Origin of the sequence: Rhizobium sp. M1 (genome assembly GCF_002531805.1) — a bacterium.
GTDB classification, from domain to species: Bacteria; Pseudomonadota; Alphaproteobacteria; order Rhizobiales; family Rhizobiaceae; genus Rhizobium; species Rhizobium etli_C.
Genome location: NZ_NWSW01000001.1, coordinates 273,003 through 290,022, shown reverse-complemented (window position 1 = coordinate 290,022; position 17,020 = coordinate 273,003). Strand labels below are relative to the sequence as shown.

The 17,020-nt window shown below is 63.1% G+C and carries 13 protein-coding genes; 3 read left to right on the top strand and 10 right to left on the bottom strand.

Annotated features, from left to right (window positions below):
• Positions 1 to 32 precede the first annotated feature (32 nt).
• Positions 33 to 1,445 carry a DUF1338 family protein gene (locus CO655_RS01410; RefSeq protein ID WP_097663554.1) on the bottom strand — a complete coding sequence of 471 codons (1,413 nt, stop codon included), beginning with the start codon at positions 1,443 to 1,445 and terminating at the stop codon, positions 33 to 35.
• Between the two features lie 103 nt (positions 1,446 to 1,548).
• Here CO655_RS01410 and CO655_RS01405 point away from each other — a divergent pair, with 103 nt between their 5' ends.
• From CO655_RS01405 to CO655_RS01395, 3 genes are all read left to right on the top strand, one after another.
• Positions 1,549 to 2,457 (top strand): LysR family transcriptional regulator, encoded by a 909-nt coding sequence (locus CO655_RS01405; protein WP_097663553.1) that lies wholly within the window; start codon positions 1,549 to 1,551, stop codon positions 2,455 to 2,457.
• 68 nt (positions 2,458 to 2,525) lie between these two features.
• Positions 2,526 to 2,762: an Lrp/AsnC ligand binding domain-containing protein gene (locus CO655_RS01400; protein ID WP_097663552.1), complete on the top strand. Its 237-nt coding sequence runs from the start codon at positions 2,526 to 2,528 to the stop codon at positions 2,760 to 2,762.
• A 144-nt stretch (positions 2,763 to 2,906) separates the two neighbouring features.
• A complete protein-coding gene (locus CO655_RS01395; protein WP_097663551.1) occupies positions 2,907 to 4,085 on the top strand; it encodes a glycosyltransferase family 4 protein in 1,179 nt (392 codons plus the stop codon).
• A gap of 21 nt (positions 4,086 to 4,106) precedes the next feature.
• On the opposite strand, the gene CO655_RS01390 is transcribed toward CO655_RS01395, so the two are convergent.
• The 9 genes from CO655_RS01390 to epmA form a co-directional block, all read right to left on the bottom strand.
• Complete coding sequence (locus CO655_RS01390) at positions 4,107 to 7,418, bottom strand: alpha/beta fold hydrolase (protein ID WP_097663550.1); 3,312 nt, start codon at positions 7,416 to 7,418, stop codon at positions 4,107 to 4,109.
• Positions 7,419 to 7,508: 90 nt separating this feature from the next.
• Positions 7,509 to 8,687, bottom strand: coding sequence for a glycosyltransferase family 4 protein (locus CO655_RS01385; RefSeq protein ID WP_097663549.1), 1,179 nt, complete (start codon positions 8,685 to 8,687; stop codon positions 7,509 to 7,511).
• Positions 8,688 to 8,733: 46 nt separating this feature from the next.
• The gene (locus CO655_RS01380; RefSeq protein WP_097663548.1) at positions 8,734 to 11,214 is read right to left on the bottom strand and encodes a glycoside hydrolase family 2 protein; all 2,481 of its coding nucleotides are present in this window, start codon (positions 11,212 to 11,214) and stop codon (positions 8,734 to 8,736) included.
• 16 nt (positions 11,215 to 11,230) lie between these two features.
• Positions 11,231 to 12,211, bottom strand: coding sequence for a DUF1839 family protein (locus tag CO655_RS01375; RefSeq protein ID WP_176539200.1), 981 nt, complete (start codon positions 12,209 to 12,211; stop codon positions 11,231 to 11,233).
• Positions 12,202 to 13,110: an amino acid--[acyl-carrier-protein] ligase gene (locus CO655_RS01370; RefSeq protein WP_097663547.1), complete on the bottom strand. Its 909-nt coding sequence runs from the start codon at positions 13,108 to 13,110 to the stop codon at positions 12,202 to 12,204. The genes CO655_RS01375 and CO655_RS01370 overlap by 10 nt, the downstream gene beginning before the upstream one ends.
• Positions 13,111 to 13,115: 5 nt before the next feature.
• Entirely contained in the window at positions 13,116 to 14,297 is a 1,182-nt protein-coding gene (locus tag CO655_RS01365; protein WP_097663546.1) for an acyl-CoA dehydrogenase family protein, read from the bottom strand.
• Positions 14,297 to 14,548 (bottom strand): acyl carrier protein, encoded by a 252-nt coding sequence (locus CO655_RS01360; RefSeq protein ID WP_010031713.1) that lies wholly within the window; start codon positions 14,546 to 14,548, stop codon positions 14,297 to 14,299. The genes CO655_RS01365 and CO655_RS01360 overlap by 1 nt, the downstream gene beginning before the upstream one ends.
• A 262-nt stretch (positions 14,549 to 14,810) precedes the next feature.
• Complete coding sequence (locus CO655_RS01355; protein ID WP_097663545.1) at positions 14,811 to 15,863, bottom strand: lysine-2,3-aminomutase-like protein; 1,053 nt, start codon at positions 15,861 to 15,863, stop codon at positions 14,811 to 14,813.
• Positions 15,860 to 16,921 carry an EF-P lysine aminoacylase EpmA gene (gene epmA / locus CO655_RS01350; RefSeq protein WP_097663544.1) on the bottom strand — a complete coding sequence of 354 codons (1,062 nt, stop codon included), beginning with the start codon at positions 16,919 to 16,921 and terminating at the stop codon, positions 15,860 to 15,862. The genes CO655_RS01355 and epmA overlap by 4 nt, the downstream gene beginning before the upstream one ends.
• Between the last annotated feature and the right edge of the window lie 99 nt (positions 16,922 to 17,020).

The following is a 17,020-nucleotide window of genomic DNA, read 5'->3' as shown; positions in this document are numbered from 1 at the left end:
AACCCATATGATGAAGCGTTGAAGCGCGCATTTCACGCAACGGTCTTCAGCTGCAGGCCGGCAAGGCCGAGCGCTTCCATCGCTGCATCCAGCGATGCCGCCTGGCGCTCGGCATAAAGCGCCAGCTCGTCCTGAACGGTGGCGCCGAGTGCGGCCTCGAAGGCGTCGCGGTTCGAGCGCGTGGCGTAATTCTGCTGCTGATCGGTACCGAGATTCGACTGGAAGATGCCGGCCGCGCTGACGGGCAGGAAGTCTTCGTAAACGATCGGCGAGAAGGCAAGGTGACCCTTGGCGATCAGCGCTTCCGGATCGCCGGCCAGCGTGCCGTTGATCGCGGCGGCAATGCCTTCTGACGTGGCGGAATAACGGAAGAAGGCCAGGTCTTGCCTGCGCAACTCGTCCCAGCTGTCCGGCAGCGCCTTGAAACGATCGGCGAGTTCCTGATCGTAAGCGCCGGCCTTGGCGCCGCCGGCGCCGACCTGCACCTCGCCGCGAACCGAGGCGAGCAGCCGGTCGTAGACCGCCCGGCCCTTGGCCGTCAGCGCCACACCGCGCTGTTCGATCTCGCCGAAACGGGCGGTATGCGTCCCTTGAACGGCTTCCGCGTCACCGGCAAAGACGATCGCCTCCTCCAGCGCCTTGAAGCTCGTCTGCCGCAGCAGGATATCGCAATGACGGCGCGGCGGCCCTTCGATGACGGCCTTCGGCGTGATGCCGCGTTCCGGCATGCGGGCCTGGACCGCGTCGATATCGAGCGTGCGCGGCGTCAGATGATTGATATGCGGCCCTTTGAAGCTGACGACGTCGGCGATCAGCCGATGCGCATCGTGCAGGCGCTTGTAGGTTTCGGCACTGACCGTCGCCTCGCCGTGCCAACGGAAGGTTTCAAGCGCCTCGGCGACGAATTCCGCCGCTTCCGCTTCCGTCAGACCGCCATTCTGCTCGTGACGCTCGATCAGCGCGACGGCGCGCGGCGTATAGATGCGCCGCTTTGCCAAAATGGCTGCGGCTTCGCTGCGCAGTCCTTCGTCCTCGATCAGTTCCAGGCGCAGCAGCGAGGTGAAGACGCGGAACGGATTGACGTTGAGTGCCGCCTCGTTGATCGGCCGGAAGCAGGTGGAATGAACCGGCACGCCGGCAACCGAAAGATCATAATAGCCGACCGCCTGCATGCCCATGACCGAAAACAGCCGGCGGATGGTGAAAAGCTCGTCCGCCGTGCCGAGGCGGATGGCGCCGTGACGCTCGACATCGATGCGTTCGAGCTCGCCGGCGCGAGCCAGGCGCTCGCGCAGAGCCGGATCGCGTTCGAGGCAGCCGGCATTCACATCGGCGACCAGTTCGATCAGCGTGCCGTATTGCGGCACCTCCGTCCGGTACATCTGCGACATCGCCTCGGTGAAAAGCGAACGGATGCGGTCAGTGGAAACGAAGGCTTGCGGCATATTGAAAACTCCGGCTCATTCCGTTTTTGCAGGATGAAACTCTTTACAACCGCCGCGAAGCCCGAAATATCGCTATTTCGGAAATAGCTCATTCTGAAACGGAATGATCATGCTTGGCTCAAGGCGCTTTCTGCCGTCGATTTCACATCTCGCCGCCTTCGAGGCGGTCGCCCGCACCGGCAGCGTCACGGCGGCCGCGCGCGAGCTTGATCTGACGCAAAGCGCCGTCAGCCGCCAGGTGAGCGCGCTGGAGGAGCAGCTTGGCGTCGAGCTCTTCCTGCGCGAACGCCAGACCATGCGGCTGACGCTGGCCGGCGACAGCTACGCCCGCGAAATCCGCGAGGCGCTGCGGCGCATCTCCAGTGCCTCCTTGAACCTGCGCGCCAATCCGCATGGCGGCACGCTCAATCTCGCCATCCTGCCGACCTTCGGCACGCGCTGGCTGGCGCCGCGCCTCGGGCGCTTCCTTGCCGCCAATCCCGGCGTAACCATCAATCTGGTGACCCGGCTTTCACCCTTCGATTTCCGCCTCGATTCGATCGATGCCGCGATCCATTTCGGTCATCCGCACTGGCCTGGCGCCGAGCTCGCCTTTTTGATGTCGGAGCGCACGGTGCCGGCCTGCAGCCCTGACTTTCTGAAGCAACACCGGATTTCGGAACCGCAGGATCTGCTCGCTGTTCCGCTTCTGCATCTGACGACGCGGCCGGATGCCTGGGAGCAGTGGTTCGCCGGCAACGGCGTTTCCTTCGAAAGCGTGCACGGCATGCTCTTCGACCAGTTCGCCACCGCCGCGCAGGCGGCGATCGCCGGTCTCGGCGTCGCCCTGCTGCCGACATTCCTGATGCAGGAGGAGCTCAAGCGCGGCGATCTTGTCGCCGCCGTCGATCGGGAGATGGAGAGCCGCGAGCGCTATTATCTCGCCTTTCCGCGCGAACGCGCCGACTATGCGCCGCTTGCCGCCTTTCGCGACTGGATCGTCGCGGAAGCCGCCGCCAATCCGGCTGCGTGAGGAACGGCTTGCATCGGCATGGCGCTTTCGACCATTATATCAGCCAAACAACCTCTGCAGGAAATCCCATGAAGCCGATCTTCGTCCAGCTCCAATGCGCCCCCGGCAAAACCTATGAGGTCGCCGACGCCATCTACCGGACCGAACTGGTTTCGGAGCTCTATTCCACCAGCGGCGATTACGATCTGCTGCTGAAGGTCTACATCGAGGAAGGTCAGGACATCGGCAAGTTCATCAACGACAACCTCGCCAATATTCCCGGCATCGTCCGCTCACTGACGACGTTGACCTTCAAGGCGTTCTGAATTCCCGTCAGACACGGTTAACCTTTTTCGAGAAGAATCGCCTCCGGAGGACGCCGCTGCAACCACGCCTTAACGCCGGGGGTATCTGGTCGTTGCTATAAATCCGCGCCAACACGAGTTGGCACGCGCAGCGATAGGTGGAAAATGGCGATCGTTGAGGCAGACAGGGTGCGCGAGAGGCCGCAGCCGGAAACGGCGCCGCTGATCGTCCATGTCGTGCGCCAGTTTTTGCCCAATCGCGGCGGCCTGGAAGATGTGGTCGCCAATCTTGCCCGCCAGACCGTCCGGCGCGGTTATCGCGTTCGCGTCGTCACACTCGATTCCCTGTTCACCGCACCGAAGGATAAACTGCCGGCGCGCGAAGACATCGACGGCATCGAGGTGGTGCGCATTCCCTGGTCCGGCAGCAGCCGTTATCCGCTGGCGCCCCGGGTTTTCCGCCATCTCGCCGATGCCGATCTCGTGCATGTCCATGCCATCGACTTCTTCTTCGACGTGCTCTCCTGGGGCCGGCTGCTGCATCGCAAGCCGATGATCGTCACCACCCATGGCGGCTTCTTCCACACCCGGAAATACGCCGCGATCAAGAAGATCTGGTTCCGCACGCTGACCCGCGCTTCGGCACTGGCCTACCGGCGCGTCGTCTGCTGCAGCGCCTCCGATCTCAAGCAGTTTTCCGCGATCGCACCCGACAGCCTGCTGATCGAAAACGGGGCCGATATCGGCAAGTTCGCCAATAGCGCGTCGCAGCGGCCAAGGCGCCGCATCGTCACCATCGGCCGCTTCTCGGTAAACAAGCGACTGGACCATCTGCTCGACGCGATGACCGTGCTGCAGAGCCGCGATGCGGATTGGCATCTCGACATCGTCGGGGCCGAATCCGACCTGAACCGGGCCGATGTCGAAGCCGCCATCGAAGGCCGCAACCTTGCCGGCCGCGTAACCCTGCACGTCTCGCCCGACAACGGCGCCATCCGGCGCATCATCGCCGAGGCCTCGCTGTTTGCCTCCGCCTCGGAGTATGAAGGTTTCGGGCTGGTGGCGCTGGAAGCGATGAGCGCCGGCCTGCTGCCGGTGCTGAATGCCAATGACGCCTTTACAATGCTTGCCGGCCGGCATCCTGTCATCAGGCTAGCCGATTTCACCCATCCGGAGACCGCCGCGACAGTGATCGAGGCGGCCTATGAAACACTCGCGCGCCAACCGGATGTCGTTCGCGCCGAGCTGGTCGACGCCGTGCGCGGCTATTCCTGGGATATTGTCGCCGGACGTTATGTCGATCTTTATCGATCGCTGAACGTCGCCGCTGCCGATCGGGTCTGATCCTGCCAGCCTGAAATTCCGTCACGCTTTGGCGAGACGGATAATCTCATCGAGCACGAACCTGCGTGATTGCGGCGGCGTCAGATTGTGATCGGCGTCCGGCAGCATCAGCAGCCGCACGTTCGGATAGCGGGAGAGCTTGGCGCCGCGCGGTCCAAAGTGGAAATAGACGTGATCGAGGCCAACGTCGCCTTCGCTGTAGATCAGCGTCAACGGCACCTTGCGCTTGCCGAACTCAGTGAAGGAATGCCGGACTTCGCGGGCGATGTGTCGCCGGTCGGGAAGCAGTTCGAGCAGCGGCGCGATCCATGGGGACAGACGACGACCGGCAGCGATGACCATGTTCTGCAGCGCAGAGACGACATCCACCTGGCCGCGCAGCAGCCGCTTTAGCGTATCGAGCCGCGCCAGGCGCTGGCCGTAATCATCAAGGCTGCGGGGAACGGAGACAACATGTTCCTTACGCACCGGTATCTCAGGATCCCAGTAATAGACGAAGGGATTGATCGACACGACGGCCTTCAGCCGCTCGTCGGCGACGCCGGCGCGGAAGGCGACATAGCCGCCACTGCATCGGCCGGCCACCATGACCGGGCCGGCGGCGATGCCTTCGAGCAGATCGAGCGCGGCGACCGCATCGGCGGTCTGCGTATCGGAATAGAGCACCTGCTCCGGCGCATCGGGCCGCGGCGGACTGTCGCCGACATTGGCGGAATCGAAGCGCAGCGAAACCACGCCCTGGCGCGCAAGCTCGCGCGCCATATCAACCGTCGTCCGCCCCCAGCCGGCATGCCGGTCATAGGCCGTCGACAGGAAGAGCACGGCACTGCCCTTGATCTCGCCGGGCGGCCGGCTGACGACGCCGACCAGGTGATCATGGCTTCCGAAACGGACCGGCATTTCGACAAACCCATCGCCGGCCAGCGGCGGGTTCTCGATTTCTGCCGGCGAAGGAGCGGCGGATGTCTCCACCGTGGCGCCCTCCAGCCAGGTCGTCAGCAGCGCGACGACAGCCATCGGCGTCTTGGCGAAGAGTGGATTGGTGACGAGCTCGTCATAGCCTTCGAAAGCCGTCTGCTCGACATCGGCGCCAAGCGCCTTCAGTGTGTCGGCAAAGCCGGTATCGTCGGCCCTGGCGGGACGTTCGAGGATCAGATAGCGCGACGCCGCCAATCCCTGCGGCGAGGCGATGTTGAGCTTGCCGAGCTCGCCGGCGATCTCCTCGGGCATGACGAGCCCGGCGATCTGAACCTTGGCGGTCTGGACATGCTCCTTGCCAAGGCCGAGATCGGCATCGATGATCTTCGACCACATGGTGAGTTCGCGCAGATAGGCCCGGCCGCTCAGCACCGGCGCCAGCATGACGAGGCTGTCGACGCCGTCGATCGAAGAGCCGATGCGTTGGGCAAGCGTTGCGCCGAGGCCCTGGCCGATGAGGACGATACGGTCGCAGCCGGTGAGCGACTTCAGCTTGGCGGCCGCCGCGCGGATCGAATTTTCCCAGGTTTCCAGCCTTGCCGGCAGCGCGTCGAAATCCAGCGCATCGCCGGTGCCACGATAGTCGAAGCGCAGGCTCGGCACACCGATATCCGAAAAATGTTCGGCCGCAACGCGGAAAAACTTGCGGCTGCACATCTCCTCGAAACCCCAGGGGCTGACGAAGAGCACGGCGGCCGACCGCTTCTTCACCCCTGCATTCTCAGGCATGAACAGGCCGATCGTACCGTCGAAAACGACAGGTAGGGCAGCGCTGCGTCCAGCCCCCTCGGCCGGTTCGAGCGAGAACTCGCCGGGAGCGACCTTGGCGCGATCGGGATCGCCGGGAAGCGCCGGCGCAATGAAATTGATTGCGTGCCCGACCGGCTTGCGCAGCACGGACGGCATCTTGTCGAGAATGGAGCGCATGACGTCAACATCTTCGGTCGGTACGGCGCGCAGCACCCGCAGCGCTGCGAAATAGCAGAACGTGCCGGCGATGATCGCGCCGACCAGCCCGGCCGGACCATGGACAAATTCCAGCACGGAAATGGCGCCGCAAGCGCACAGCACGGAGGCGAGCGTCACCTTCGTCAGGCTTCTATAGAGACCCGAAAGCTGGGATCCGAATCCGGTCTGTCTGATCATCATCACCGACATTGCAACGAAGACGAGGATGCGCACCAGCGCGGCGCCCTCGGCTGCAAGCCTAGGCACGATCAGTAAACAACCCGCTACCATCACCAGGCCACCTATCACACTGGTATTCAGGCGGGCGCGGGCCCTGTCCATCGATAAGAGGTAGAGGCTGAGGATCTGCATGAAGGTATAGGCGGGCGCCACCAGCGCCAGCAGCGCCACCACCGTGCCGCTGCGGCCGAACGCCTCGCCGAATACGACCAGCACCAGCTCGCTGGAGATTGCCGCAAGCCCGAGGCTCATCGGCAGCACGATATAGGCCATGCTGCGGGTGACGGCGGCGAAGACCTCGACCGGCAAGGTCGAATCGTCGCTGTTGTGCCGCCGCTCGGAGTAATAGGGCAACAGGCTGCCGGTCATCTGGATCGGCAGTTGCAATGCGATATTGGCGATCGACAGGCCGACCGCATAATAGCCGACCATCTCCACCGACCAGAACTGCTGCAGAAAGAGCAGTTCGAGCCGGTTGAGGAAGATGGAATCGATGATGAACTGGAGCGAGAGGATGACGGAGGAGGAGGCGAGGTATTTCAGCGACACGCCGCACCAGTCCCGCCGCGCAAGAAGGATCGGCAGCGTGGCGAAGAACAAGACAAGCTGGCCGAGCGCGTAACCGATAAGAACGCCCTGGACGCCATAGAGGACGGCGCCGCCAGCGACGCCGGCAAGCTGCACGATCGAGACGACGACGGTCAGCCGGAAGAAGGCGCCGAGCTTCTTCTCTCCGATCAGGTAGAATTTGACGAAGGATCCGATCGCCTGGACGAAGAACAACCCGCCGGTGACCAGAGCGACGGACGGCGCGGTATCGGCCCAGTGCATCTCCTCGGAGGTCAGGAAAAACAGCGCGTAAAACGCCAGCAGCACGACGGTCGAAAACATCATGAAGCTGACGAGGATGGCGGCAAACCCCCGCCGGCGGCGTGCGTCGTAACCTTCGGCCGATAGCTGCGGCAGCGTCTTCAGGAGCGTGATGCTGGAGCCGAGTTCGGCGATCGAGGCGCCCGTGACCACCAGCCAGAGCGAAAAGGCGACGATGCCGTTGGCTTCCGGCCCCAACAGCCGCGCGGTGATGATCGAGGAAACGAATCCCGTCAGCAACAGCAGCATGCCCGCCGCCGCATTCATCACCGAATTTGCGATAATACCCTTCGACATCCGTCCATCCGTCAGGATCGGCCCACTAGGCCGGACACTCGCCATCTCTAATGCGAAAATGTTAAAATAAAGCGGGGTGACGACCTCAGCTTAGCTCGCCTGCATCGCCGCCAGCCGCTGAAGCGCCTTCTCGTAGCTATTCTCAGCGAGATAGCGCAGCAGGAACGCCCGGGCCTTCTCCGCCTTGTCCAGCGCAAGCTCGGGCGCGCGGAAGATGTCCCTGAGGTGCTCGGCCGCAGCTTGCGGAGAGGGATCGGCCCAGACCGCGCCCGCGAGCCCGGCAAATTCCGGATGAGTATCGACCACGGGAATGAGGGGAGAGTCGACCAGCCATGTATTGTCCGGATCGCAGAAATCCGCCGTGCCCGACCAGGCGGTGGAGATAACGGGGGTACGCTGCATGATCGCCTCGGCGACCGTCAGCCCGAAACCCTCGGACCGATGCAGCGAAAGATAGGCGTCCGAACAGCGGATGAGACCGTTGATATCGGCGTTCGACAGCCTGTCGGTGACGATCTTGATGCGGCTTTCGCCCTTCACCGAAGCAATCAGCTCGCGCAGGCCTTCATCCTTGTTCACATCGCCGCTGGCCTTCATCAGCAGGACAGCGCCTGGGGCTTCGGCGGCAAAGATCCTGAAGGCCTCGACGACGGCCTGCGGGTTCTTCCGGTTGATCGAGGAGCCGGCGCTGAAGATAAAGCTGACGAGAAAGGCATCCTTCTCGATGCCGAACCTCTCCCGCATGCCGTCGGTCGCCGCCGCCTCGGTGACCGGATGCGGGACGACGATGACCGGCGCCTTGGTCAGCGGCGCGATCGCCCGCCGGGTGAATTCCGACGGCACGAAGACGGCGTTCATATAATGCATCGCATTGCGCCATTCCGCCGGCACGACTTCGAGCTCCCAGGCGAAATAGCCGATGTTGAAGGCGCGGGTGAAATTCGCGACGCCCTTCTTCAGGATGGCGCGCGGCAGCATCGGCGGATTGAGATGCCAGATACGGCTTCCCGGCGGTTCGGTGGAAAGACGCGACGGCATCCAGCCGGCGAAGGAATTCTCGTCGGGATGGGTGCTGACGTCGGCGAGCGAAATCGCCCGCCCGGCCTCCGACAGAGCCCCGGCGCAGAGCCTTGCCGATTCGCCGACGCCGACGGCCATCGAGAGATAGCCGACGATTTCCACCGGCCTGCGCGGATTGAAGGCCAGACGCGACCGCGGAATCAGCCGCTGCAGGACATGGGCGCGCAGAAAGCGGTATATCGTTCTCAAATCACGGGTCTTTCTCAATGCGTCGGCATTATTTTTGGCGGAAGCATCAGCCCTGGAGCATGACGCGATGTGAACTGCCCAGACTTCTGATCTCGCCCGCAGGTGGAAGATCGCCTTCCGTGCCGGAGAGTGCGTGAAGCTTCACGCGCCGCATCGCGCCGGGGGCCAGATGGAACCAATCGTCGTCGGCCCGATAGCCTTCGACGTCGATATGCACCGATTGCGCCAGCCGGTCGGTTCTGAGATCGACGAACCAATCGTCGCCGGCCTTGCCGAGCGATGCCTCAATGCCCGCATCGTGAAGCGCTTTGCCGCGTCCTACGGGGAAGTGGAAGCTTTCGGCAAGAACGGCGCCGTCGGCGAGCGAGCGCAGTCGCGCCACGCCCACATCATGCGCCGGTGGGCCGAAGCGGAAGGCATAGGTCGTATCGAAGAAGGCGCCGAACAGCACGGTGGACGCAAAACGTTCCACACTCCTTGCCGCCAGCTTGAAGCCGGTATTGCCGCTGACGACCTGCTGCTTGCCGTCGCGCAGGCAGAAGACTTCGAGCTCCACGTCGAGTGCGGCGTCCGTCTCGTTGACGACATGCACATCGAGGCCGTTGGTTCCCTCATCGGTAAAGACAGTCTGAACCGGCCGGAAGGCACGGCGCATCGCATACCAGACCGGCTTGGGCTCGCCGGTTGAATCGATCACGCCCCAGCCGGGGCCGGGCAACAGGTCCTGCAGCGTCCAGACGAGCGCGCCGCTGCAGCCGGAGCCCTTGCGCCGCCATTCGGCAAAGGTTTCCTCGATCACCTCGCCGGTGACGGCGCGGGAGAGATCGAGATAATGTTCCGGATCTTCGCGGCGCAGCCGGGCCGGATCGCAGCCGTAAAGCAGCTGCAGATAGAAGTCGCGAACGTCCTCGAAATCCCACGATGCGCTGCGGTCGCGCGGCACGCGCGCCTTCCAGAGCGGGCTGTGGACGGCCGGCACGTCGAGATGACGATGCAGCGTCCTTTGCTGCGGCACATGCGCGAAGGCGAGGCTTTCGGAGGCAAACCGCACCTCGGCGCGGCGGGCGTCGGCAATCGGCCGCATATAGGCGCCGACGCCGTAATAATGCGCGATACCGGCGTTCGGCGAAAAAGGCATTGCGCCGCCATAGGGAGAATTCGGGACATAGGGAACGTCGGGACGCATGCGCGCGATGACGGCCGGGATGATCTCATCGGTGATCGGCCCACTCCAGAATTCCATCGGCAGGCCGAGCATCGCCGCCTGCTGGTGGATCTCGCTGCCGCCGCAAAGCACCGCGAGCGAAGGCGAGGCCTGGACGCCGTGCAGGAATTCCTCGACCTCGGCATGCACGTGACCGAGAAAAGTCTTGTCGTTGCGCGGATAGTCAAAATTGGCGAACATGAAGTCCTGCCATACGAGCAGGCCGAGCTCGTCGCAGAGCGCAAAGAAATCCGGCGTCTCATAGGTCATGGTGCCGCCGATGCGGATCATGTTCATGCCGGCGTCAGTGGCAAGACGCAGGAACGGCTCGTAGTCCGCCCGTCCGCCTGGCAAGCGGGCGATATCCGCCGTCGTCCACACCGCGCCGCGGCAAAAGACGCGCTCGCCATTGACGAGAAGCGCGAAGGCATCGCCGTCATCGCCGCGCTCGACCTCGATACGCCGGAAGCCGGTGCTGCCGAGCAAGTACTCGGCGCCATCGGAAACCAGCGTCAGTTCGTAGAGACGTGGAGCGCCATGGGTGTGCGGCCACCAGGGCTCGATGTCGGCCAGCTTGAGGATAGCCGAATAATGATTGTCGCCGACTTTCTCGAACGGCTGTTCCATGCCGCCGCAGCGCAGCAGCATCGACGGGTTGTCGGCATTGTTGTGCAGGGAAACGCTCAGCCGGCCGACGCCGCTCTCGTCCAGGACGGCGCGGATGGAGACATTGTCGATCGAGACGGGATTGCGCCGCAGCAGCGAAATCGGTCGCCACGGGCCGACCGCGTGAATATCGGGGCACCAGCCCGGCATATGGCCGAGCAGCGTCGTGCGGAAATTTCTCAGGCCTACCGGCGTGATCATCTGCGGCCGCCAGCGCGCGCGCGGGCCGGGCTCCGACAGCCGCGGGCCGAGCGCCCGGAAGCAGAGCGCCAGTTCGTCGCCGCCCGTAAGCGTCACGGGAATCTCGTGCGCCGTGAACATGCTTTCGGAAAAGAGGATTTCCTGGCCGTTGAGAAAGACATGGCACAGCGTCGCGAGCCCCGCGAAACGCAGGATCGCATCGCCGGGCTCGGCATCGAAGAGCCGGCAGAGATACCAGGCGTCTTTCGTGTTCAGCGGTTCCGGATTTTCCCGGTCGAAGAGTCCGGCTTTTTCGAGTGCGGCGGCGACGGTGCCGGGTACGGGTGCGGGAATGAACTGCGCGGAGAGCGGAATGTCGTGCGGCACCGCACAGGCATCCGGTTCCGTCAGGATCAGGTTCCAGCCTTCGGAAAGCATGCTTTCCTCGGCTCCGATGCTTGCCAAACGCCCCCGCATGGTCTGATCTCCGGCCTCAGATTCGCTCTGCAAGCGATGCCATCATCAAATCCCATGCATTGGCGGCCGGATCAAGAGCTGCCTGCAGCGGCTCGAACTTCCGGCGGGCGACGGCGCGGGCGAGCTGGAACTGCACGGATTTCGCCGCGTCCGAAATGTGCCTGGCATGCTCGGCGGCGGTTGCGAATTCATCCGCGGAGAGCCACGCCAGGTGATCGGCCGCCAGCTCGAAATTGGCGCCGACCTGGCGAAGCGTATTGAAGGCATATTTGTGAAAGAAGCCGAACGGCCGCTCGGCCACCGCTTCCACCTGTTGCGGAAAGACAGCGGCGAAGGCGCGGATCGGATTTTCTCTGGGCCGCCTGTTGAAATGAACCCCGGCAAGCCGACGCGCGGTCGCGCGCAGATGTGCTTCGTCGGCGGGCTTTTCCGGGAACCGCGCAAATTCCGTGTAAGGCAGGAACGGCGGGTCGTTCTCCGTCAGCTGCAGCTGGAACAGCCCGTCGAAATCCTCGCCTTCGAGGCGGAAATAGCCGGCATTGTGGAAATAGTCGACACGCTTGGCCGCAACGTCCAGCCGGTTGATCGCAACCGTCGTCTTGCCGTGTTCCTGCCGGTAGGCGGTGCCGCGCGTATCCGGCATATAGAAGGAATCCATCTCGATCAGGCAGAGGCGGCCCCGCGCGATCTGCACCTCGACATGCCGCTCGACCCGGTCATAGATGGCAAGCTCGGTCGCGCGGATGCCGTAAAGCGTCTCGAGATCCTCGAGCGGCACCTTGAAGAAGGTGAACTGGTCGCCTTCGAAATCCTGCGTCAGGGTGAAACCCAGCATCGCCTCGGGTGCCGCCCCCGATGTCGCCAGCACCTCGATCCACAGATCGACGTAACAGTTGGTTTCCGGCCAGGCGCGCTCGCTGGAATGCAGCGCGTGCTGACGGTAGCTTTCCGGGCTGATCCCCGGGAATACCGATGTCATCGAGTAGCTCAGCCCCACAGCGCTTTCCGCACATTGGCCGGCCATTGCTTCACGTCGAGCCCGTGATGGTGGAACAGCGCAAGCGCGATGCGCTCGAGCCCGAAGCCGACACAGGCTGTGTGCGCAACGCTGCCGTCCTCGAGGTTGAGGCCCCATTTCGCGCCGAAGGCATCCTGATGATAGTTGAAGCTCATGCAGGCGGTCGGATTGGCGGCCGAGGTGATCGGGATCAGCAGTTCGAACTTCAGATTCTGGTCGCGCTGATTGTTGGCGAGCATCTTGCCGGCGCGGCCGAAGAACGGATCGTTGGCAATATCGATCGTCACGTCGAGGCCGACGGCCTTCATCATCTCGACGCCGCGATCCATCCAGCGTTGGCGGAAATCGGTGACGTGCTCTTCGGTGCCCATGCAGACATATTCGCGCATCCGGAACAGCTGCTGGCGGGCCGGGTCTTTCGACGGCTCGTGGCGGAAGCAATAGGATTGCAGGTCGAAGAGGCCGCCGGTCTTCGGCAGATTGCCGCGCTTGGCGACCGTCGGATAGAGCGGATAGCAGGCCGCCGGCGTCAGCACGATGTCGGTCGCCTCCTGCCCCTTGGTCCAGTCCTCGCCGACTTCCATGCATTGCAGCAGGCTGACATGATCGAGTTCGCTGCCGCAGAAGCTGTGGACCGTGCCGGCCAACTGCGGGAAGCTCTTCATGTAGCCGCTCTTTTCGAAGAAGGCGCGGTTCATGCCCGGAGGAAAGCGCATGGCCTCCGCACCGTCGCCGCCGCCGACCTTGTCGATGAGGCGTTCGAAGGCAGCGATCACCTCTTCGAACTGGCCGCTGCGGCCATAGAGTCCATCGATGCCCGTGTCGATCAGCAGGCCGGCTTCGAAAAGCCGGTCGAGAAACGAGGTCTGCATATCCATGACTGTTACCCCAGTAGGCTAGTGTCCTGCTTGTGGACAAGAAGCATGCTCGACGTATTGCCGAGGATGCGGTCGTTCGAGATCATGAGTTGTGCGGAATGCGCGTCGCGCAGATGGCGTCCGAGGCTGAAGGGCGTGCCGTTCTTGTAGCCCATGATACCGCAGATCAGCATGGCATGGTTGACGATCTCCAGGATCGTCTCGGACGAGGCGATCTTGACGTTGTTCATCGCCACGGCAAAGCCCATCGACGACAGCCTGTCGGGATCGGCTTTGGCATGTTCGTAGGCCTTCAGGCCGGCCACGACGTTGGATTTCACCATCTGCAGCAGGTTCGAGACCTCGGCGAGGCGCAGGGCGCCGGGCGGCTGGGCATCGGGGGCCTTGCGGGCGGCGGCGCGCACGAAGGCCTGTGCGCGAGCAACGGCGTCGACCGCAATCCCGTACCAGACGCCGCTCCACAACAGGTGCGAGGAAGCGAGCATGGATTGCGCCGCGATCTCGGCAAAAGGCTTCGGCAGCATCTGGTCTGCCGGCGCTTGCCCTTTGAACAGGAAGCCGTCGGAGCAGGTGCCGCGCATGCCGAGCGTATTCCAGACATGCGTCTTTTCGAGCGTGTACTGATCCTTGAGGAAGGCCGTCAGTACCTGATCGGAGGAGGCGGCCTGGGCGTGGGCGCGCGAGGTGATGAGAATGGCGTCGGCATGCGAGCCGTAGGAAATGACGGTCGCATCCTTTTCGAGGCGGCAGATATCGCCATCGACTTCGACCGCGCAAATACTGTTGCGCAGGTTTCCGCCGATCCCGCCCTCGGTGGTGGCGGAGGCGATCAGCAGCTGCTCGGCAGCAATGCGGCGCATGAAATGGCAATGCCATTGGCTGTCGGCGCCGTGTTCGACAAGGCTCGACAGCTTGATGTGGTGCATGGCGAAGACCATGGCGCTCGCCGCGCAAGCCTGGCCGAGCATCGAGCACAATTCGGCGATCTCGGTGATCGAGGCCGATTCACCGCCGAGATGGTGCGGCACCTGAATGCCGAGCAGCCTCTCGGCCTTCATGGCATCCACGGCTTCCCGTGGGAAACGGCCCTCGGCGTCAACGGCATCGGCATGTTTGGCCGCGATTTCGGCGACGCGAGCCACCCTTGCGACAAGACCGTCCTGCATGATCTTGACGGGGAAATTCATCAGGCGACCTTCCGGCCGTCCCGGATGAGATCGACGGTTTTGGCGATCGCCGAGATGCTCGCGAAGGATTTGCGGTTCAGGAGATTGTCGGGAAATTCGATGTCGAACGCCTCTTCAATGCCGAGCATCAGCTGCACCGAAGCGAAGGACGTCAGACCTGCTGCATAAAGATCGGCATCGTCGGCGATCTGGTCGATCGACGTCGGAAGCTTGCCAAATTTGGCTACGAGGTCGCGGATTGTCGTATTCATCCCATCACTCCAAGATTCTCATGATCCCGAACCGGCGTTCATCGCCTTGTCATGAGCGTTCTTTTAGTGAGGAAAACAGAACATTCCGCTAATTTGTTGGGTTAAATATGATTAGCACTCACAGTTAGGATTTTAGCGATCGGCTTGGCTGGAGTAAAAATAACAATTCTACATCAATAGTTTAATAGAGTTTCGACAACGAAGCTTGCGGCGCTCGTCGACGCGACGAGTACAGAAATGACACGCAAAGCGCCATTTTGCGTCAACCGGCGGGGGGATAGAAATGCTCGCCGCCGCGATAGTCCGAGACGGAATAACATCCGTCACCTGTTGCCCTGATAACGCTTTCGCTGATGACGGCCTTACCGTGGCCGCCTGGGATATCGAGGATATAGGCCGGCTGGCAAAGCCCGGAAATCCGTCCGCGCAGCGCCGCGACGATCCGCTGCCCCTCGTCGATCGTCAATCTGAAATGGCCGGTGCCGGGCGCGAGATCCGGATGGTGCAGGTAATAGGGTTTGACGCGGATCTCGACGAAGGCCTTCATCAGTTCGGCAAGCACGTCGGGATCGTCATTGACGCCCTTCAGCAGTACCGACTGGCTGACCATGGCGATGCCGGCGTCGACCAGGCGGGCGCAAGCCGCGCGCGCTTCGCTTGTCAGCTCCCTCGGATGGTTGGCATGCAGCGCCACATAGACCGTCTTGCCGCTCGCCTTCAGGGCATCGATCAGCGCCGCGTCGATCTTTTCGGGATCGACCACGGGAATGCGGGTGTGGAAGCGCACGATCTTGACATGCGCGATTGCCGCCAGCGCCTCCATGATGTCGCGGAGCCGGCGCGCGGAAAGCACCAGCGGATCGCCGCCGGTGAGGATCACCTCCCAGATCTCCTGGTGGCCGGCTATGTAATCGAAGGCTTTCTGCATCGCCGCCGCATCGAGCGTGCCGAGACCCTGCGGTCCGACCATTTCGCGTCGGAAGCAGAAGCGGCAATAGACCGGGCAGATATGCACGGCTTTGAGCAGTACGCGATCGGGATAGCGGTGGACGATGCCTTCGACGGGGCTATGGGTATGGTCGCCGATCGGATCGGCGCGTTCCTCGGGCGCGACCGTCAGTTCGGCGGCGTCGGGCACGAATTGCCGTGCGATCGGATCATCGGGATCGGCGCGGTCGATCAGCGTCGTGACGGCAGGCGTCAGCGCGATCGCGTAACGCGCGGCCACTTCGTCGAGCATTGCACGATCGCCGAGCGTGGCCAGACCTGCCTGCAGAAGATCATCGACGCTCTTGAGCGGCTTGACGGCGTTCATCGCCCATACTCCGCGACCGGTGCCCAGAGCACCTGATCGATGCGCGAAGCGCCCGTCGCCAGCATGACAAGCCGGTCGAAACCGAGCGCAATGCCGCTTGCCTCGGGCATCGACGACAGCGCCGCCAGGAAATCCTCGTCGATCGGATAGGTCTCACCATAGACCCGCATCTTCTCGGCCATCTCGATCTCGAACCGCCGCTTCTGTTCGGCGGCGTTGGTCAGCTCGCCGAAGCCGTTGGCGAGCTCGACGCCGCAGGCATAGAGTTCGAAACGCTCGGCAACACGCGGATCGCCGGCTGATGGGCGGGCAAGGGCCGCCTCCGAGACCGGATATTCGTCGAGGATGGTGATGCGGCCGAAGCCGAGATGCGGCTCGATTTTCTCGACCAGCACCCGGCTGAAGAGATCGGCCCAGCCGTCGTCTTCGGCCACACGCATGCCGACGCGCCGGACTTCGGCCGCCAGATGCTCACGATCGGTCGAACCGTCGGCGGCGACGGAGGCGAGAAGATCGATGCCGGCGTGGCGCTCGAACGCTTCGGCGACGCTCACCCGCTCCGGCCCTGCAAAGGGATCGCTCTCACGGCCGCCATAGCCAAGCCTGTCAGTCTTCGCCGTCTCGGCCGCAAGCGCCAGAATGCGCACGCAATCCATCATCAGGCTCTCATAGCTTTCGCCGGCCCGATACCATTCGAGGATGGTGAATTCGGGATGATGCAGCGGCCCCCGCTCGCGGTTGCGGTAGACATGGGCAAAACAGGAGATGCGCTGCTCGCCGGCAGCAAGCAGCTTCTTGCAAGCGAATTCCGGCGAAGTGTGCAGATAAAACGGCGCCCTCTGCCCGTCCGTCGTCACCGCTTCCGTCGCGAAGGCATGCAGGTGCGCCTCGTTGCCCGGCGATATCTGCAGCACCGCGGTATCCACCTCGATGAAGTCCTCGCGCGCGAAAAACCCGCGCAACGTGGCCTGGATCGCATTGCGCCCGATGAGGAACGGGCGGCGATCGGCATGCACGGACGGGGTCCACCAGGGGGACGCTTTGGCCGCAGAGTTCATTCCAAGCTTTCTTCGCCGGAGAAGCCGGTATGGGGGTGGCTATTTCCCGGATTTTAGGTTAGTTGCGCCCCCAAAGAAAAATATTTGCGTCTTCAGGGC